Origin of the sequence: Pseudomonas lactis, assembly GCF_001439845.1 — a bacterium.
Classification (GTDB): domain Bacteria; phylum Pseudomonadota; class Gammaproteobacteria; order Pseudomonadales; family Pseudomonadaceae; genus Aquipseudomonas; species Aquipseudomonas lactis.
This window is the reverse complement of sequence record NZ_JYLO01000009.1, coordinates 118,636-136,502: the sequence shown is the minus strand read 5'-3', so window position 1 is coordinate 136,502 and position 17,867 is coordinate 118,636. Positions and strand designations below refer to the sequence as shown.

The following is a 17,867-nucleotide window of genomic DNA, read 5'->3' as shown; positions in this document are numbered from 1 at the left end:
ACCCGCACAAGCCCCTGGTGCCTTTTGCAAATTACTGCACAAAAGCGCCACGAAATTAAAGTATTTATATATATAAATCATTGGGTTATGTTCAGATTCTCCTTTGGCACAGGCAGTGCAAAAGAGGTAAACGCCGAAACTATTTCGACTGCGTCTACCTTAAGGAAAAATCATGAATATCCCTATTGAAGCCTTAGCTCACCTTGGTGGCAGTTCGCCTCAATTCATGCTCCATCTGACAGACGACCAACAGAAAAAACTCCGACGTTTCATTCACAAACGGGTACTCAACCCGGAAGACGCGGATGATCTTTTGCAAGTGACATACTTGGAAGCCTGGCGCAATCGCGAGCGTTTCAGTGGTACCGCGACGCTGAGTACCTGGATGTGCGGTATCGCGCAAAACCTGATCCGCAACCACTTTCGACGCCTATATGCCAAGCCTGCACATTGCGAATTCGATGAGTCGCTGTGGCACGGACAGGAAGAAAGCCACAGCCTGGACTGGGAATTCGAGGTCAACCGGAGACTGGAAAATACCCTGAGCGCGATCGATCACTTGCCCACAGAAATGCGTAGGACGTTGTATGCCTCGCTGGAAACCGACGGCAGCTACCAGGACACCGCCGACGTACTGGACATTCCTATCGGCACCGTGCGCTCGCGCCTGTCACGGGCACGCGAACAGCTCAAGCGCGTCACCCACCCCCCACTGCACACGTAAGTTGAATTAGTCGGTCAAGCGTTGGGCGACAGGGATATCTGCCCAACACTGTCGGACTTGGCCCCCGAGTAAACCTTCAAAGACACCGAGCTTCTTCTACTCCCCTCATCCACGGTGCATTCGCCACCGCCCGTCGCCAAAATCAGCGCTTTGGCTTAAACAGTTGAAAGCGTAGAAAAATTTTCAACAAAAACGCTTGACGCATTGCCGTTCCAAGCGAATAATGCGCGCCACTTGGCTACATAGCTCAGTTGGTTAGAGCATAGCATTCATAATGCTGGGGTCCGGGGTTCAAGTCCCTGTGTAGCCACCAAGTACTAAAAACGGCTTACCGAAAGGTAGGCCGTTTTTTTATGCGCGCAAAAAACTCCCTAACTGTATTTTGACGCCCCCCACCCCCACTGTTAGTGTCCAGCCTCCCCTAAACACGGAGTGCCCCGATGCAACTGGACATCTACCAAGTCGACGCTTTCAGCCACCATCCCTTCGGCGGCAACCCGGCAGCGGTGTGCCCACTCACTGAGTGGCTGCCCGACGAGCAACTGCAGCAGATTGCGGCCGAAAATAATCTTTCGGAAACCGCGTTCTTCGTACCCCGTGGCGACTTCTATGAGTTGCGCTGGCTCACCCCGCAAGTGGAGGTGGACCTGTGCGGCCATGCCACGTTGGCGGCCGCGTGGGTGCTGATCCATCAGCTGGCGGACGCCCCGCAGGTGTTGCGCTTTGCCACCCGTAGCGGCGAGTTGCGGGTAACGCGCAACGGTGATGAGCTAGCGATGGATTTTCCAGCCAAAAAACCCGAACGCTGCGAGCCGCCCCACGGCATGTTGAGCGCCCTGGGACTTGAAACCGCCGAGGTGTTTGGCACCGACGACTACATTGTGCTGGTGGAGAATGAAGCCCAGGTAGCGGCCCTCACACCGGATTTCGCACGGCTCAAGGGCCTGCCTAAACGCGGGATTGCGGTGACCGCCAAAAGCACTCGGTTTGATTTTGTCTCGCGCTGGTTCGGCCCGAATGTGGGCGTCAATGAAGACCCGGTTACCGGCTCGGCGCACACCTCACTGGCACCGTTCTGGGCCGAGCGCCTGGGAAAATCGCAATTGAGCGCCGAGCAAGGCGGTCAGCGTAAAGGCCAGTTGCGCTGTGAACTCCAGGGCGACCGGGTGATTATTTCCGGCAAGGCCGTGCTGTACATGCAAGGCACGATTTACCTGTAAAAAGCAGTACCCCAAGGACAACAGCCCCTTCTCACTATGAACGGAGTTCAGCGCGTGTTTTTGATTTCCCGCCGCAGCCTGACAGTCATCGCCGCAGCCCTGGCCCTCGCCGCCTGCCACACGCCGGTCAACGAACAGCCACCGGCCCCGGAGCTGGGCTCGGGCTATCGCACCGACCTGAGCACCCGCCACGCCGAGCGCCATATGGCCGCCGCCGCCAACCCTCTGGCCGCTGAAGCCGGGCGTGAGATGTTGCGCCAAGGCGGTTCGGCTATTGATGCTGCGATTGCCATGCAAGCGGTATTGACCCTGGTGGAACCGCAGTCGTCCGGCATCGGCGGCGGTGCATTCATCATGCTGTGGGATGGGCACAACGTGCAGGCTTACGACGGCCGCGAAACTGCGCCGGCCGGGGCGACGGAGCGCTTGTTCCTGAAGGGCGACGGTACGCCGATGGCGTTCACGGATGCGCAGATTGGCGGGCGCTCGGTGGGCACGCCAGGGGTATTGCGCGCCCTGGAGATGGCGCACAAAAAGAGCGGCCACTTGCCATGGGCCAAGCTGTTCGAGCCGGCGATTCACTTGTCGGAGCAAGGCTTCGCCATTTCCCCGCGCTTGCACAGCTTGATCGCCGCAGACCGCTTTATCGCGCAATCGCCCGACATGGCGGCGTACTTCCTGAATGCCGATGGCTCGCCAAAAGCCACCGGCACGCTGCTGAAAAACCCGGCACTGGCCGTCGTGTTCAAGCGCATCGCCAAGGAAGGGCCGGACGCGCTGTACCAAGGCCCGATTGCCGAGGAGATCGCACGCAAGGTGCAGGGCCATCGCAATGCCGGCAGCTTGTCCCAGGCCGACCTCAAGGGCTACGCCGCCAAGCAACGCGCACCGCTGTGCACCGACTACAAACAATGGAAGGTCTGCGGCATGCCACCGCCGTCCTCGGGCGGGATAGCCGTGGCGCAGATCCTCGGGACACTGCAGGCGCTGGAAACCCGCACCCCGCGCCTGGCCATCGCCCCTATGACACCGGTCAAGAGTGCTTCGCCGGCCGGGCTTGAACCGACACCCGAGGCCGTGCACCTGCTCGCCGAAGCCGGGCGCCTGGCCTTTGCCGACCGCGCGCTGTACGTGGCCGATGCAGACTTCACCCCCGTCCCGGTCGCCGGCCTCGTCGCGCCGAGTTACCTGGCGCAGCGCGCCACGCTGATCGGCGAGCGCAGCATGGGCATCGCCAAGCCGGGGCAACCTGCTGGTATTCAGGTGGCGTACGCACCAGACCGCTCGCCACTGCGCATCTCCACCTCACAAGTGGTGGCGGTGGACGACCAGGGCGGCGCCGTGTCGATGACCACCACGGTGGAGGCGGCATTCGGCTCCCATGTGATGGTCCAGGGCTTTTTGCTCAACAACCAGATGACCGACTTCTCCTTCATCCCCGAAGAAAACGGCCAGCCTGTGGCCAACCGCGTGCAACCGGGCAAACGCCCACGCTCGGCCATGGCGCCGACCTTGGTGTTCGACCGCAACTCGGGCGAACTGCTGGCTACCGTCGGCTCCCCCGGCGGCTCGCAGATCATCGAGTACGTGAGTAAATCCCTGGTGGCCATGCTCGACTGGAAGCTCGATCCGCAGGCGGCCATCAGCCTGCCCAACTTCGGCAGTCGCAATGGTGCTACCGAGTTGGAAGCTGGGCTGTTCAGCACGGCGCTTAAACAGGCGCTCAAGGACAAGGGCCACGCCCTGAGCGAGATCGAGATGACCAGCGGCGTGCAGGCCATCGTGCGCACACGGGATGCCCAGGGCAAGGTGACGCTCAGTGGTGGCGCGGACCCTCGGCGTGAAGGTGAGGCGTTGGGTGATTAAGGTGTTGATCTATCCGTACAGGCTTATAAAAAAAGACCTGCACCCTTACGCCTTAAATCCTACGCGGAGCGCCAGAACTCAAAGTGCCATGTCATCTTTTGCGATAAAAACCTTCTTGAGCAGCCCCATCTCACCTGCGATTTTCTGGCCCGCCCTTTCTTGCCAGAGGCTACGTCAAAGACGTAGAATTTCGCGTGTTCACTCTCATAGAATCCCCTCTCTTCAGCAGGCAATGGCCTGACTATTGGACTGAAGATGAAAAAGGTATCTTCATGGCGTTTCTCGCCAGCCATCCTGATGCTGGAAATGTCATTCCGCGCTCGGGAGGTTGCCGAAAGATACGCTGGAGCATGGAGGGCCGGGGTAAAAGTGGATCAGTGCGGGTCATCTACACCACACAACTGAAGTGCGGAGCAGTCGTCGCGCTACTGATTTATGGCAAGAGCGCCACGGAGAATATTCCGGCACATATCCTGTACAAAATCGCAAAGGAAATGAACCATGCCACTCACTGATAAAGAACTGAAGGAACGTGACGCCAAACGCAATATAGGCGAAGAACTACTCACAGCCATTCAGGATGTCAAAGCGGGACGTTACGGGGCCGTGCAGCACGTTGAGGTCACTCAGGCTGCCGAAGCAAGAAGCAAGACAGGGCTCTCACAACCCAAATTTGCCGAGCTTCTGGGCGTGTCAGTAAGAACCCTTCAAGAATGGGAGCAAGGGCGTCGCGCACCTTCCGGAGCAGCACGTTCGCTACTGCATATTGCGGCCATAAGGCCGGACGTTTTTCGCGAAGTACTCAGTAACGCCTGATCGCGTTACTGCTTCGGGCCAATCACTGGCGGTTGATCTTCAAGCCCTTGCGCCCCGCATGCCGCTCCAGCGCCAGCTCGATCAACCGGCTCACCAGCTCGCTGTAGCTCATGCCTGCCGCCTGCCACAGCTTGGGGTACATGCTGATGCGGGTAAAACCGGGCAGTGAGTTGATCTCGTTGATCAGCACTTCGCCGTCCTGCGTCAGGAACACATCTACCCGCGCCAACCCGGCGCAGCCCAACACTTCAAACGCCTCAATGGCCAGGCTGCGGATCCGCTCGCTGGCGTCATGACTGATCGCCGCCGGCACCACTACCTGGGCGGCCTGGCCATCGATGTATTTGCTGTCGTAGGAATAGAAACCACTGCTCACCACGATCTCGCCACAACCGCTGGCGATGGGCTCGTCATTGCCCAGCACGGCGCATTCGATCTCACGGCCCTGGACGGCGGACTCCACCAGCACCTTCTCATCAAACCCCAACGCCAGTTCAACGGCAGCGCGGTACTCGGCTTCGCTGCCGACTTTGCTTACCCCCACCGACGAACCCTGGTTGGCGGGCTTGACGAACATCGGCACACCGAGCTTGCCAGCGGCCGTTTCAAAAGAGGTGCGCGCCGCATTAGCTCGCGTAAGGGTGATGAACGGCGTGACCGCAATGCCCGCGCCGCGCAGCAAGCGCTTGCTGATGTCTTTGTCCATGCACACCGCCGAGCCGAGCACGTCGGAACCGACGAAGGGCAAGTCCGCCATGCGCAGCAAGCCTTGCAGGCAACCGTCTTCACCGAGGGTGCCGTGGACAATCGGGAAGATCACGTCGATGTGTTCAAGCACGCCTTGGCCAGAGGTCTCTACCACTTGCTGGCTGGCCTTGCCGGGCACCACGGCCAATTCACGGTTGGACTGGTTGAGGGCGATGAGCGCCGGGTTTTCCTGGTTGAGCAGGAAGTTCGAGGTGTCATTGAGGTGCCAGTGACCGGCCTTGTCGATACCGATCAAAACCGGCTCGAAGCGTGAGCGATCAAGGGCATCGACAATGTTGCGCGCCGATTGCAGCGAGACCTCATGCTCAGCCGAACGGCCCCCAAAAATAATACCTACCCGCACCTTGCTCATGACCCGGCCTCACTGTTGAAAGTAAGGCTTCTTACCACGGGCGGTCAGCGATTCGCTACCAGATGTGCACCGAATAACAGGTAGCAGCTCCCGGCAAAGCGGTCGAGCCACTTGCGCGAACGGCTGTAGAGGTTGGCCATGCGCTCGCTGGAAAACACCAGGGCTACGCTGGAGTACCAACTGAACGACAAGGTTGCCATGGTGATGACCGCCAGGGTCAGCAGCGCTGGCGATGGTGACGGCGGCATGGTCGAGGCGAAGGCTGTGGCGACGAACAGAGCGGCCTTGGGGTTGGACAAGTTGCCCAATAAACCGAAACGCCACGCGGAAAACAATGAACGTCGCGGCTCATCGGGCAACACCGTCTGCCCTGTGGTCGGCGCCGAGCGCTTGAACAGTTTCAGCCCAAGATAGATCAGGTAACAGCCGCCGATGATCTTGAACGCCAAGTACAGCATGGGCGCGGCGGTAAACAGCGACTTGATGCCCAGGCCGCCCGCCAGCCCCCAGATAATCGTGCCAGTGGCCACGCCTGCCGAGGCCATTACGCCGTGACGCCGAGAACAGCTGGCGGCCAACTGCGCCGTATTGAAAAAGTTGGGGCCAGGCGTCACCACGGCGACTGTCCACAGCAATGCGAGCGAGACCAGCGGCGCCACATAGGCGGGGTTGAAAAAGTCCATGGGGAGCACCAACAGCGCAGTATACGAACAGGGATCATAGGCCTCGCCCCACACCTGCACAATCGTACAAGACCCCGGCAGACAACCGGTGCAGACTCAGTTAACGTGTTTCCACCTCCTTTTGTGACAAGTCACCATGGGCAACCCCACCCACTCCCTCGACTGGCTGCACCGCGCGCCCCACGCCAGCGGCCTGGACCGTATCGAGGCGTACTTTGCCGGCTTCGCCTTCGACCCCCACCGCCATGACACCTACGCCATCGGGCGCACGTTGTTCGGCGTGCAGAGTTTTCATTACCGCGGCGGTACGACCCACAGCCTGCCCGGCACCACCATGGTGATCCACCCGGATGAAACCCATGACGGCCGCGCCGGCAGCGACGAAGGTTTCAAGTACCGGATGATTTATGTGGAGCCGGCGCTGATCCAGCAGATCCTCGGTGGGCAGCCGTTGCCGTTTATCCCCGGCGGTTTGTCCACCGACCCAAGGCTGCACCGCGCCAGCGAAGTGTTGCTACAAAGCCTCGATTGCCCGATAGACCCGATGCAAGAGCAAGACGCCCTGTTCGACCTGGCCCACGCGCTGAGCGCTGCGTCCGGGGCCCTCATTCGCCGTAAATCCTTCGACTACGTCGCGGCCGAACGCGCCCGTGAATTCATCCACAGCGCCCTGGGCCGCAGCATCACCCTCGATGAAATTGCCGACCATGCCGGCCGCGACCGCTGGGCGTTATCGCGGGATTTTCGTCTGTTGTTCGGCACCAGCCCCTACCGCTACCTGACCATGCGCCGGCTGGACCTGGTGCGCCACTTATTGGCCCAGGGCCAATCGTTGGTAGATGCGGCGATGACCGCAGGCTTTACCGACCAAAGCCACATGACCCGCCAATTTCGCAGCACCTACGGCATGCCGCCATCGCGTTGGGTGAAAATGCTCGGACGCTGAGTACTGGGTTGGAATACGTTCAAACTGTGGGAGCTGGCTTGCCTGCGATGCAGACACCTCGGTACATCAGGTACACCAAGATGATGCCATCGCAGGCAAGCCAGCTCCCACAGTTGATCTTCGTGGCTTTGCGCCTCTGTCAGAGCTGGCGCCCGACAATCGGTTGGCCAATGGCCAGGAAATTCCCACCCGCCACATGGTGCAACGTGCGCAGTTCATCATGCCCTTCAAAATGCCAGTGGCCATCACTGAATACCCGCTCATCAGCATAAGCCGCGACCACTTCGCCCAGGAACAGGTCATAGGCCTGCTGATTATGCGGCTCGGGCAGCAGGCGGCACTCCAACCAGGCCACACAGCCTTCCAACATCGGCGCCTCGGTGTGCTCACCGCTGAAGCTGTGCAAGCCGTAGGCTGCGAATTTATCGGCTTCAACACCGCGGGTATTGCCCACCGTCTGCACCAGATCAGCCTGGGCAACACAAGGCACCTGCAACACAAAGGTACCAGCGCCTTCCAGTAGCTCGCGAGTCCAGGTGGCCTTGTCGAGCACCACCGCGACTTTCGGTGGTTCGAAATCCAGCGGCATGGCCCAGGCAGCGGCCATGATATTGCGCTGACCATTGTGGGCTGCGCTCACCAACACGGTCGGCCCGTGGTTGAGCAAACGGTAAGCTTTGGACAGTGGGACAGGGCGACGGAACGTAGGGCTCATGGTCGATCAGCTCTGCAAGCGAGAAAAGACCTAAGATACCTCAAGCACAAGCCCCACAGGTCAGCTCGACAGCTGATTGGCAAACTGCCCGACCGCACTCACCACTTTTTGCGCACCGTCTTGAATCTCGACGATCACAGTACCCGCCTCGGCCGCCAGGGCCAGGCCCTGCTCGGCTTGCGCCCGCCCGTCGGCCATCAAGGCCACCGCGTCGCGGGCCATGTCCTGGTTCTGGCGCACCACACCGACAATTTCCTCGGTGGCTTTGCTGGTGCGTGACGCCAGTTGCCGCACTTCGTCGGCCACCACCGCAAAGCCACGCCCCTGCTCCCCGGCACGCGCCGCTTCGATGGCGGCGTTGAGCGCCAGCAGGTTGGTTTGCTCGGCAATGCCGCTGATGGTCTTGACGATGCTGCCAATCACTTGGGACTGGGCATTCAACGCCTCGATGCCTTCACCGGCCTGTTGCATGTGCTGGGCCAGGTCGCGCATCACGTCCACGGCCTGGGTGACCACGGTGGTGCCGCGCTGGGCGCTGTCGTCGGTTTGCAAAGAGGTGCTGTAGGCAATATTGGCGGCCTCGGCCACCGCCTGCTCGCGGTTGACCTGCTCGGTAATGACCGTGGCGAACTTGACCACTTTGTACAGTCGCTCATTGGCATCCACCACCGGGTTGTAGGTGGCTTCCAACCACACCAGGCGGCCGTGGCTGTCCACTCGTTTGAAGCGCGCGGCGACGAACTCACCGGCGTTCAGGCGCTTCCAGAACTGCTGGTATTCGGCACTGTTATATTCCTGCGGTTCACAGAACATACGGTGATGCTTGCCTTCGATCTGCGCCAGGCTGTATCCCATGGCGCCGAGGAAGCGGTCATTGGCGGTGAGCACATGCCCTTCCAGGTCGAACTCGATCAACGCGGTGGAACGCATCAACGCAGTGATGAGGTTTTCATGTTCACGCGAACTCTCGATGGTGCGGGTAAGGTCGCTGGAGAACATCGAAAACTGCTTGATGCGCCCTTCAGAGCTGCGCACCGGCTGCACGATTGAGCGCAACCAGGCCTCTTTGCCATTGCCACGCATCAGGCGCACGGCGCCGGCAAAGTGTTCGCCGCGGGCCAGCGCGTGCTTGAAGCGCAGCTGGAACGGGTCCTGGCGCACATGGGCTGGCACCAGGTCTTCGATCGCGCGCCCGACAATTTCACTCAACGAATAAGCCAATTCCTGCAGGAAGTTGGCATTGGCCCACTCCACACGGCCTTCAGGGTCCAGTGTCAGGCAGAGCATTTCGTTTTCCAGGCTCTCTTTCACCTGGAGCAAGCTCGACAATTCTTCGCGCAGAGCGGTCAGCTCCTGCTTCAGGCCGGTATTGAACATGGGGCACCGTTAGGCAAGTGAGGTGGGTGTTCTAACTTGCATCGGCGCTGCCGGGGTTTTCTGAAGAGCGCTTGAGCCCTGGGCCGAACTATATTTTCAACCGCCATTGTTACGGCATACGCCCATGACCTGATATTCCAGGGTATTGAGCTTGCCGCTGGAGTCTTCATAGGTCATGCGCGACGGCACGACGTTGCACGAGCGGATCGGCGGCGTCACGTTGACGACCTTGGCAATGTCCAGGTCCATGCCATAGCGGTAAGCCTGGACCTCGGGCACCGGCTTGCCTTTTTTGATCGCGTAGGCGGCCATGGCTTTCTCATTGCGCTCCATCATCAGGGCAAAGGTGCGATCCCCGCCCCCTTCGGCCAGCGCGCCAAATGACAACACAGCCGTTAATACAGCCACACCTACTTTATAAAAGTTCATTGCGGTTTCCTCGACTGAAAAGTTCAGTGTCGAGATTAACCAACCCACCCTGACGCCAGGTTCACCAGAACATTACTTATTTGTTAGATGGCCGTTAGTTTCCAGAATTGTAATCTTCGCGCCATGCAGCTGTTATCCGTCGTTTGCAACTATCAGCCAGGGCCAGATCAATAAGAACGCCCGCCTCTATAAGAAGCTGATAACTGCCATCACCGAGGAGCGCATCATGAGCATTCGTCATTACACCCTTCCCTTTTCACTGATGGCTGCACTGCCCATGGCCGCCATGGCGGTGGAGGACAAGCCCGAGGGTTTTATCGAGGGCAGTCGCATCAACGTGCTGGCACGCAATTTCTACTTCAACCGCGATGACCGCAAAGGCCAGTCCAGCCCCACTGGCAATGGTTACTCAGAAGCCTGGGCCCAGGGCTTTATTGGCAAATTCGAATCCGGTTTTACCCAGGGCACCGTGGGTTTTGGTCTGGACGCGTTCGCCATGTACGGCCTTACGCTTGACTCGGGCAGCGGCCGCAGCGGCGGCAAAGGCTCGTTCGGCGTGCTCCCGGTGAACAGCGACAACCAGCCGGAAAACAGCTACAGCAAAATCGGCGGCGCGGCAAAACTGCGCGTGCTGGACACGGTGATCAAGGCCGGCGACGTGTTCCCACTCACCCCGGTGGTGGCCTACGGCGACTCTCGCCTGTTGCCCGAGAGCTTTCGCGGCGTCACCCTGCAAAACACCAGCCTGGAAGGCTTGAGCCTGCAAGGCGGGCGCCTGAGCGGCATGAGCCAGCCCAGTGAAAGCGGCATGAACAAAGGCTTTGCCACCTTCTATGCAGGCAAGGTCGACTCGCCCTGGATCGCCTACTTCGGCGGTGACTATCAGCTCAACAGCCACCTGGGCTTTAGCCTGTACAGCAGCCGCTTGAAGGACGCCTGGGACCAGTACTACTTCGGCAGCAATGCCAATTACGCATTGACCGACGACATGTCATTGTTCGGCGACTTCAACTACTACAAGGCCGTGGACGAAGGCCAGAAACGGCTCGGCGAGTTCGACAACAACATCTGGAGCGCCAGGCTCGGGGTCAAGGTCGGTGCCCACAGCCTGGCCGTGTCCCACCAACGTAACAACGGCGACGATGATTTCGACTACCTGCGCCAGTCAGACTCGATCTTCCTCAATAACTCGATCCAGTACAGCGACTTCAACGCGCCCAAGGAGCGCTCATGGATGGTGCGCTACGACCTGGACATGCAGGCGTTCGGCATTCCCGGCCTGTCGTTCATGACCCGCTACGGCAAAGGCACCGGCGCCGACTACAGCAACGCCAATGCCGTGTATATGCGCCGCGATGCAGCGGGTAACCCGTTGACCGATCAACGCCGTTGGGAACGGGATATCGAGGCCAAGTACGTGGTGCAAAGTGGGCGTTTGAAGGATTTGTCCCTGCGCGTGCGCCAGGCCACCGTGCGCTCCAGTGCGTTCGAGTCAGACCTGGAAGAAGTTCGTCTGATTGCCGAATACCCCTTGGTCGTGTTGTAGCCCTTACATTCGCTCGCGATTAACTAACATCTGTTCACAAATAGCCAGTTATCAAAATTGTAATATTGGCCTCAGCTTCTCGTTAAGTGGAACTTTCTATACTCGCTTCAACTTATTCACCGAGCACATTCATCTCTGAAGCTTTTGTGTAGCTCCTTTGGAAAGAGATGAATTTTTAACGCCCCGCTTGGGGCGTTTTTTTTGCCTGCTGCTCCATGCGGCCGATGGTCGCAGTTGACCCTGTAGTTACTTTAGCCTTCAGACTTTTCCTACTCCGATAACCGCCGCCATAGGGACATGGGCGCCTTCTCTCCCCTAATTCAAGAGGTAACCCCCCCATGCGTATTCTTGTGGTTGAAGACGAGCAGAAAACCGCCGACTACCTGCAACAGGGCCTGAACGAAAGTGGCTACGTGGTCGACTGCGCCGCCAATGGCATCGACGGCCTGCACCTGGCCGGGCAACACGCCTATGAACTGGTGATTCTGGACGTCAATCTGCCGGGCAAGGATGGCTGGCAAGTACTGGAAGAATTGCGCCGCAATGGTACCCAGCGCGTGATGATGCTCACCGCCCGTGGCCGGCTGGCTGACAAGATCAAGGGCCTGGACATGGGCGCCGACGACTACCTGGTCAAGCCGTTCGAGTTTCCCGAACTGCTGGCACGGGTGCGCACCCTGATGCGCCGCAGCGAGCACATTCCACAGCCGGAAGTGTTCCGCGTCTCGGACCTGGAACTGGACCCGCGTCGCCACCGCGCTTATCGCGGCGCCCGGCGCATCGACCTGACCACCAAGGAGTTCGCCCTGCTGCAAGTACTGATGCGCCAGGCCGGCGAAGTGCTGACCCGCACGCAGATTATTTCCCTGGTCTGGGACATGAATTTCGACTGCGACACCAATGTGGTGGAAGTCTCCATCAGCCGCCTGCGCGCCAAGGTGGATGACCAGAGCGAGGTCAAGCTGATCCACACCATTCGTGGCGTGGGCTACGTGCTGGAAGCGCGCCCATGAAGACCGGCAGCCTGTCGATGCGCCTGGGCCTGACGGTCAGCCTGATGGGCGCGGGCCTGGTGCTGCTGCTGGCAACCCTGGCCTACCTGGCCCTCACCCATGAGCTGGAAAAACTCGCGCGCAAGAACCTCGAAAGCAAGATGGAACAGATCCAGCACAGCCTGGCCCTGGGCCTGGATGCCCACGGTATTCGCGCTCGCCCACACTCACTGATGGACCTGGTGATGGGCCACGACAACTTCCACCTGACCATTGTCGGCACCGCGCCCGATAACAGCGTGCTGCTGAACGTCGGCAGCAAGCCCCAGGAACCGCTGCTCACTGACTTCAAACCACGGGAAACCCTTGGTTACCTCAATTGGGTCGACAGCTACGGCAACCAGATACTCAGTGCCTCCAGCTTGATGCGCCTGGCCAACGGTGAACGTGTGCGGGTGCTGCTGTCCCTGGACCGCATGGACGACCAGGCGTTGCTCAGTGCCTACCTGCGCGCCACGCTGATTGCGCTGCCGCTGCTGTTGATACTGATTGGCATGGGTGCCTGGTGGCTGGTGCAACGCGGCCTGGCGCCGTTGAAGCAGTTCAGCCAGGTGGCGGCGAAAGTCACCACCCAAGACCTCACCCATCGCTTGTCCCTAGACAACCTGCCCCACGAACTGGGTGAACTGGCCCACGGCATCAACGTGATGCTCGACCGCCTGGATGCCGGGGTGCAGCAACTCTCGCAGTTCTCCGACGACTTGGCCCACGAACTGCGCGCGCCGCTGACCAACCTGATGGGCAAGGCCCAGTTGACCCTGTCGCGCCAACGCCCACCGCAGGAATACAAGGCGGTGCTGGAGTCCAGCACCGAAGAGCTCGAACGCCTGGCGCGGATTGTCAGCGACATGCTGTTTCTGGCGCAGGTCAGCCATCCGGCGGCGCGGGCCTCATTCACCGAGGTGTCCCTGGCGCAGGAAGCCCAGCGCGTGATGGAGTTGTTTGCCCTGAGTGCCGAAGACAAACACATCACCCTGAGCCTGCGCGGCGATGCCTGGGTGACGGGCGACCGCCTGATGATCCAGCGGGCGATTTCCAATTTGCTCTCCAATGCCATTCGCCACACACCCGAGGGCTCCACCGTGTTGCTGTTGGTGGAGACCTACGAGCAGAGCGTATCGCTGTCGGTGGGCAACCCGGGGCGAGGTATTGAAGCGCACCACCTGCCGCACCTGTTCGAACGCTTCTACCGCGCCGACAGCAGCCGTACCCGTGCAGAGGGCGGCACCGGGCTGGGACTGGCCATTGTGAAATCGATCATGCATTTGCATCAGGGGCATGCTCATGTCACCAGCCAGGCTGGACGTTTTACGCGGTTCAGCCTTGTGTTTCCTTCGAAGCCAGCCTAGGCCCAATGTAGGAGCGAGCTTGCTCGCGAAAAACGTCAACGATAACGCGTGTTTCCTGAATAAACGCGGCGCCTAGGGTTTTTCGCGAGCAAGCTCGCTCCTACAGAGGGTAAGCCCGCACATTGCGGCGTTTTCACGGTTGTCAGGCGGTCTCTTCATCGCGGCGATGAGCCCACTGGTACAACGCCGGCAGCACCAGCAAGGTCAGCAAGGTCGAAGAAATAATCCCGCCAATCACCACCGTCGCCAACGGGCGCTGCACTTCGGCGCCGGTGCCGGTGGCGAGTGCCATGGGGATAAAGCCCAGGGACGCCACCAGCGCCGTCATCAGCACCGGGCGCAGGCGGGTCAACGCGCCTTCGTGGATCGCCACCGATAATGAGCGGCCTTCCTCGCGCAGGTTTCGGATGAAGGCAATCATCACCAGGCCATTAAGCACCGCCACGCCCGACAAGGCGATAAAGCCCACCCCCGCTGAAATCGACAACGGAATATCGCGCAGCCACAGGGCCATGATCCCGCCGGTGAGCGCGAAGGGGATGCCGGTAAACACCAGCAGGCCGTCCTTGAGGTTGTTGAACATCATGAACAGCAACCCGAACACCAACAGCAAGGCCACCGGCACCACGATGCGCAAGCGTTCAGAAGCCTCCTTCAACTGTTCGAACTGGCCGCCCCAGGTGGTCCAGTAACCGGCAGGGACCTTCACCTGGGTGGTGATGGCGGCTTCGGCCTCCTCGACAAACGAGCCAATATCGCGCCCACGCACGTTGGCGCTGACGATCACCAGGCGCTTGCCGTTCTCGCGGCTGATCTGGTTGGGGCCCAGCACCAGGTCGAGGCTGGCAACCTGGGACAAGGCGATAAAGCCCAACTGCCCCGAGGTACTACTCGCCAGCGCCGGCACCGGGATCAACAGCCGTGACAAGCCGTCGATATCGGTGCGCAACGTGTCGGACAAGCGCACCACCATGTCAAAACGCCGATCGCCCTCGTACAACGTACCGGCCTGGCGCCCACCGACCGCGACGGCGATGGTGTCCTGCACATCACCCACATTCAGGCCAAAGCGAGCGGCCTTGTCGCGGTCGATATTGATGGTCAGCACCGGCAGGCCGGAGGTCTGTTCCCGCTCCAAATTATGATCTACAGACTTCTACTGACGTCTGTAAGTCATTGAAAAAAGGGGCTTCGGCCCCTTTTTCCATTCCAGCGAGCGCCACGGAAATCCACCCACAGCTACCGTTTTTGAGTGACCAATTGAGGCACAAGAATACGGGTGGGACGGCTACCGGATAGTTGCTGGGGCTGAGCGGGAACCATGACGAGCATAGGGCCTAAGTCATTACTTAGGAGCCTCGAAATGGCACTCTCTGATCTGACCGTCCGGCAGGCAAGAACCACCGGAAAACGCTACACCCTCTCCGATAATGACTGCCTGGGCCTGATGGTCTCTGCTGCAGGCGGTAAGTCGTGGATGTTTCGCTACTACTGGCTGGGCAAGCAAAAACGTATGTCCCTGGGCGGATATCCTGCCCTCAGCTTGCGCGAGGCCCGCGCCGAGCGGGATAAGGCCCAAGCCCTGCTTGCCAGGGGGGTTGATCCGCAAATCGAGCGTGACCAGCGCCGGCACGCGGCCAAATTGGCGGGTGAATACACCTTTAGGAACGTTTTTGATGCCTGGGTCGAGCATCGCCGCAAGGAACTCAAGGAAGGCCGCCAGAGCACCCTGTCGCAGATTCTGCGCATCTTCAACAAGGACGTGCTGCCCGCCTTAGGGAAGATGTCGATCTACGACATTCGCCGCCCTCAGCTCCTGGGAGTTCTGGCGGCGATCGAGAAGCGCAAAGCGTTCACCACCGCCGAGAAGGTTCGCACCTGGTTCAACCAGATGTTCCGCTATGCCTTGGTCGTTGCCGAGGGCTTGGAGGTCAACCCTGCTGCTGACCTGGATGTGGTGGCCGAACCCAAGCCCCCGGTGACCCACAATCCCTATCTGCACCTGCCCGAGATGCCCGAGTTCCTTCAGAAGCTTCGGCTCTACACCCCCCGCGGCTGGCAGACCCAGCTTGGTGTGCGGCTGCTGTTGTTAACTGGGGTGCGGACGGGCGAATTGCGGCTGGCCGAGCCTGAGCAGTTCGACCTCGACCGCGGCTTGTGGATCATCCCGCCACAATTCGTCAAGCAGCTCCAGGACGAAATGCGCAAGGCCGGTAAGCGGCCGCAGGACGTGCCGCCCTACATCGTGCCCCTCTCTCTGCAGGCCATCGAGATCGTGCGCTATCTTCTGAGCGCGATGCGGCCGGCGCAGAAGTACTTGTTGGCTCATACCAGCGAACTCAAGAAGCGCATCAGCGAAAATACGCTGAACAAGGCCTTGCAGCTCATGGGTTACGAGGGGCGCCTGACCGGGCACGGCATCCGCGGCACCATCTCGACGGCGCTCAACGAAATCGGCTATCCGAAAATTTGGGTGGATGCACAGCTATCGCACTCCGACCCCAACAAGGTCAGCTCGGCCTACAACCACGCCAAATACGTGGAGCCGAGGCGCCGGATGATGCAGGACTGGGCCGATCGCCTCGACCTGCTCGAACAGGGCGAGGTAGAAGCTGCGAGCGCACACCTGACCATCCGCATCGATGGGGTGCCTGCGATGGCAGAAGTGGAAGAGGCGGTGGGTGCGGCCCCCATCGTGGCCGAGCCCCCTGTGCCCGGCGTGCAGTCCCTTGTCGCAACGCCCATTGTCGTCACTTCGAGCAGCGGCGGAATCACGTTCCGGAGACTGTCGCATCTGCCGCCGCCTCCGGTGCATGTCCCAGAGCCGGAAGTGTCCGCGATCCAGCGCGAGCGCGAGGAAATGCTGGCTATCTATGAGTCGCCGAACAGCCTGCCGGTCCCGTTGTTCGGCAAGCTGGCCGGGAAGTCCAAGGACCAGATCAACCGCGAACTGAAAGCCGGAAAGTTGCTGGCTATCAGCCTTGGCAATCGGGGACAGCGTGTTCCGGACTGGCAACTGGTGCCGCTCAAACACAGGCTGGCCCAGGTGCTCATGAACCAGTGCCCGCACGCGGATTCTTGGGGACTTTACCGCATGCTGACCCAGCCGCACCCTGACCTGGGCGATCGCGCCGCCATCGATGCGGTCACGCCGACCAACGTGCCGGCGATCGTACGGGTCATCATGGGCGACTACCAGCATCACGAGGATGTGCCCAAGGCCGTCGCCCCGCAGCCCGTCCCGGAAGATGTGCGGCAGAGCGTTCGTAGGCTAGTGGACAGCGCTGTGGTGATCGAGGGAACCTAATCCACGGGTCAGCCTATGGCCGGGATGACGCTTCCGGCCGTAGGCCCATCACCTTGCACCTTCCCCAGCAATCTGTAGCGCTCTACGCTCGAACCGCTTGGCAGCAGAATCGGCTTGCGCGTGGGGCCGTTGGAGGTACGTCACGATATTGTAGGGGCCATCGGCGAGCGGTCGCATGCCGATCCCCCATTGATGGGCACGCTCGATGCGCGATTGCGCGCATACGCCGATGCCGTAGCCGGATGAGACCCACAGCGCCATCATCTCGAATGAAGTTGCAGACAGGATGTTCTCTTGGTCCACTGGCATGAGGGAGGCCAACCTCTCGTCCAGCAAGGGGCAAGCCTCCACCCGCCAGCGATAGATTGGATAATCCTGAAGATCTGAGATGGTGAGCTTCGCCTGGTTAACTAAGCGGGACCGCGGTGGTATCGCAACGGCCATGCTTTCGCACCATAGCCTCCGGCTACTCGTCAGGTGATCCCCCGCACCGCTAAGAGATAGTCCCGCGTCGTAGCGGCCCTCCTGCAGGCCCGTCATCAACTCTTGATCCGAAACTTCACGCACGGCCATCGCGACGCCCGGCTCCTGCGCTCGCTGCAGTGCAAGCAGCGCCGACAGCCGTGAAGACGGTACACCTGGCGCTATGGCGAGTGTGAAATTCGGGGGCGGACTGATGACGTCATGCATGGATACCCCCAAAGAGGCGGCGGGAGG

15 protein-coding genes, 1 tRNA gene and 3 pseudogenes are annotated in these 17,867 nt (G+C 60.3%); 11 read left to right on the top strand and 8 right to left on the bottom strand.

Going from position 1 to position 17,867, the window contains the following annotated elements:
* The first annotated feature begins 172 nt into the window (after positions 1 to 172).
* The 6 genes from TX24_RS16775 to TX24_RS16750 all read left to right on the top strand — a co-directional run bounded on the left by TX24_RS16775 (position 173) and on the right by TX24_RS16750 (position 4,626).
* Positions 173 to 724, top strand: a complete 552-nt coding sequence (locus tag TX24_RS16775; RefSeq protein WP_003188319.1) for an RNA polymerase sigma factor — start codon at positions 173 to 175, stop codon at positions 722 to 724.
* A gap of 236 nt (positions 725 to 960) precedes the next feature.
* Positions 961 to 1,037 (top strand) — tRNA-Met (locus TX24_RS16770).
* 127 nt (positions 1,038 to 1,164) lie between these two features.
* A complete protein-coding gene (locus TX24_RS16765) occupies positions 1,165 to 1,944 on the top strand; it encodes a PhzF family phenazine biosynthesis protein (protein WP_003188317.1) in 780 nt (259 codons plus the stop codon).
* 36 nt (positions 1,945 to 1,980) lie between these two features.
* The gene (ggt, locus tag TX24_RS16760) at positions 1,981 to 3,810 is read left to right on the top strand and encodes a gamma-glutamyltransferase (protein WP_057710682.1); all 1,830 of its coding nucleotides are present in this window, start codon (positions 1,981 to 1,983) and stop codon (positions 3,808 to 3,810) included.
* A gap of 272 nt (positions 3,811 to 4,082) precedes the next feature.
* Positions 4,083 to 4,325 carry a hypothetical protein gene (locus TX24_RS16755; protein WP_222936352.1) on the top strand — a complete coding sequence of 81 codons (243 nt, stop codon included), beginning with the start codon at positions 4,083 to 4,085 and terminating at the stop codon, positions 4,323 to 4,325.
* Entirely contained in the window at positions 4,312 to 4,626 is a 315-nt protein-coding gene (locus tag TX24_RS16750) for a helix-turn-helix domain-containing protein (RefSeq protein ID WP_019817027.1), read from the top strand. Before TX24_RS16755 ends, TX24_RS16750 begins: the two co-directional genes overlap by 14 nt.
* A 22-nt stretch (positions 4,627 to 4,648) precedes the next feature.
* Here TX24_RS16750 and ddlA read toward each other — a convergent pair whose 3' ends face one another.
* Positions 4,649 to 5,746, bottom strand: a complete 1,098-nt coding sequence (gene ddlA, locus TX24_RS16745) for a D-alanine--D-alanine ligase (RefSeq protein WP_057710680.1) — start codon at positions 5,744 to 5,746, stop codon at positions 4,649 to 4,651.
* A 44-nt stretch (positions 5,747 to 5,790) separates the two neighbouring features.
* A complete protein-coding gene (locus tag TX24_RS16740; protein ID WP_003188312.1) occupies positions 5,791 to 6,429 on the bottom strand; it encodes a LysE family translocator in 639 nt (212 codons plus the stop codon).
* 136 nt (positions 6,430 to 6,565) lie between these two features.
* On the opposite strand from TX24_RS16740, the gene TX24_RS16735 reads away from it, so the two are divergent.
* Positions 6,566 to 7,375, top strand: coding sequence for an AraC family transcriptional regulator (locus tag TX24_RS16735; RefSeq protein WP_057710679.1), 810 nt, complete (start codon positions 6,566 to 6,568; stop codon positions 7,373 to 7,375).
* A gap of 139 nt (positions 7,376 to 7,514) precedes the next feature.
* On the opposite strand, the gene TX24_RS16730 is transcribed toward TX24_RS16735, so the two are convergent.
* From TX24_RS16730 to TX24_RS16720, 4 genes and pseudogenes are all read right to left on the bottom strand, one after another.
* On the bottom strand, positions 7,515 to 8,090 hold the full coding sequence (locus tag TX24_RS16730; protein WP_003188308.1) for a flavin reductase family protein: 576 nt from the start codon (positions 8,088 to 8,090) through the stop codon (positions 7,515 to 7,517).
* Between the two features lie 60 nt (positions 8,091 to 8,150).
* Positions 8,151 to 8,582, bottom strand: a pseudogene (locus tag TX24_RS32955) (methyl-accepting chemotaxis protein); the annotation flags it as partial.
* Positions 8,583 to 8,690: 108 nt separating this feature from the next.
* Positions 8,691 to 9,377 (bottom strand): annotated as a pseudogene (locus TX24_RS32950) (PAS domain-containing protein); the annotation flags it as partial.
* Between the two features lie 186 nt (positions 9,378 to 9,563).
* On the bottom strand, positions 9,564 to 9,896 hold the full coding sequence (locus tag TX24_RS16720; protein WP_003188305.1) for a DUF2790 domain-containing protein: 333 nt from the start codon (positions 9,894 to 9,896) through the stop codon (positions 9,564 to 9,566).
* Between the two features lie 226 nt (positions 9,897 to 10,122).
* On the opposite strand from TX24_RS16720, the gene TX24_RS16715 reads away from it, so the two are divergent.
* From TX24_RS16715 to TX24_RS16705, 3 genes are all read left to right on the top strand, one after another.
* Positions 10,123 to 11,442: an OprD family porin gene (locus TX24_RS16715; RefSeq protein ID WP_057710677.1), complete on the top strand. Its 1,320-nt coding sequence runs from the start codon at positions 10,123 to 10,125 to the stop codon at positions 11,440 to 11,442.
* 338 nt (positions 11,443 to 11,780) lie between these two features.
* A complete protein-coding gene (locus tag TX24_RS16710) occupies positions 11,781 to 12,455 on the top strand; it encodes a heavy metal response regulator transcription factor (RefSeq protein WP_003188303.1) in 675 nt (224 codons plus the stop codon).
* The gene (locus TX24_RS16705; protein ID WP_057710676.1) at positions 12,452 to 13,843 is read left to right on the top strand and encodes a heavy metal sensor histidine kinase; all 1,392 of its coding nucleotides are present in this window, start codon (positions 12,452 to 12,454) and stop codon (positions 13,841 to 13,843) included. Before TX24_RS16710 ends, TX24_RS16705 begins: the two co-directional genes overlap by 4 nt.
* 142 nt (positions 13,844 to 13,985) lie before the next feature.
* Here TX24_RS16705 and TX24_RS16700 read toward each other — a convergent pair.
* A pseudogene (locus tag TX24_RS16700) lies at positions 13,986 to 14,972 on the bottom strand (efflux RND transporter permease subunit); the annotation flags it as partial.
* A 234-nt stretch (positions 14,973 to 15,206) separates the two neighbouring features.
* Between TX24_RS16700 and TX24_RS16695 the strand changes: the two are divergent.
* Positions 15,207 to 17,150, top strand: coding sequence for a tyrosine-type recombinase/integrase (locus tag TX24_RS16695; protein ID WP_017642575.1), 1,944 nt, complete (start codon positions 15,207 to 15,209; stop codon positions 17,148 to 17,150).
* A 48-nt stretch (positions 17,151 to 17,198) separates the two neighbouring features.
* Here the strand turns inward: TX24_RS16695 and TX24_RS16690 are convergent, their stop codons facing one another.
* Positions 17,199 to 17,840, bottom strand: coding sequence for a substrate-binding domain-containing protein (locus TX24_RS16690; protein WP_023110687.1), 642 nt, complete (start codon positions 17,838 to 17,840; stop codon positions 17,199 to 17,201).
* Positions 17,841 to 17,867 lie beyond the last annotated feature (27 nt).

Bases quoted from the DNA above. Each gene is read 5' to 3' on its own strand.
- TX24_RS16775 (WP_003188319.1), top strand. From the start codon at position 173: ATGAATATCCCTATTGAAGCCTTAGCTCACCTTGGTGGCAGTTCGCCT.
- TX24_RS16765 (WP_003188317.1), top strand. From the start codon at position 1,165: ATGCAACTGGACATCTACCAAGTCGACGCTTTCAGCCACCATCCCTTC.
- ggt (WP_057710682.1), top strand. From the start codon at position 1,981: ATGAACGGAGTTCAGCGCGTGTTTTTGATTTCCCGCCGCAGCCTGACA.
- TX24_RS16755 (WP_222936352.1), top strand. From the start codon at position 4,083: ATGGCGTTTCTCGCCAGCCATCCTGATGCTGGAAATGTCATTCCGCGC.
- TX24_RS16750 (WP_019817027.1), top strand. From the start codon at position 4,312: ATGCCACTCACTGATAAAGAACTGAAGGAACGTGACGCCAAACGCAAT.
- ddlA (WP_057710680.1), bottom strand. From the start codon at position 5,746: ATGAGCAAGGTGCGGGTAGGTATTATTTTTGGGGGCCGTTCGGCTGAG.
- TX24_RS16740 (WP_003188312.1), bottom strand. From the start codon at position 6,429: ATGGACTTTTTCAACCCCGCCTATGTGGCGCCGCTGGTCTCGCTCGCA.
- TX24_RS16735 (WP_057710679.1), top strand. From the start codon at position 6,566: ATGGGCAACCCCACCCACTCCCTCGACTGGCTGCACCGCGCGCCCCAC.
- TX24_RS16730 (WP_003188308.1), bottom strand. From the start codon at position 8,090: ATGAGCCCTACGTTCCGTCGCCCTGTCCCACTGTCCAAAGCTTACCGT.
- TX24_RS16720 (WP_003188305.1), bottom strand. From the start codon at position 9,896: ATGAACTTTTATAAAGTAGGTGTGGCTGTATTAACGGCTGTGTTGTCA.
- TX24_RS16715 (WP_057710677.1), top strand. From the start codon at position 10,123: ATGAGCATTCGTCATTACACCCTTCCCTTTTCACTGATGGCTGCACTG.
- TX24_RS16710 (WP_003188303.1), top strand. From the start codon at position 11,781: ATGCGTATTCTTGTGGTTGAAGACGAGCAGAAAACCGCCGACTACCTG.
- TX24_RS16705 (WP_057710676.1), top strand. From the start codon at position 12,452: ATGAAGACCGGCAGCCTGTCGATGCGCCTGGGCCTGACGGTCAGCCTG.
- TX24_RS16695 (WP_017642575.1), top strand. From the start codon at position 15,207: ATGGCACTCTCTGATCTGACCGTCCGGCAGGCAAGAACCACCGGAAAA.
- TX24_RS16690 (WP_023110687.1), bottom strand. From the start codon at position 17,840: ATGCATGACGTCATCAGTCCGCCCCCGAATTTCACACTCGCCATAGCG.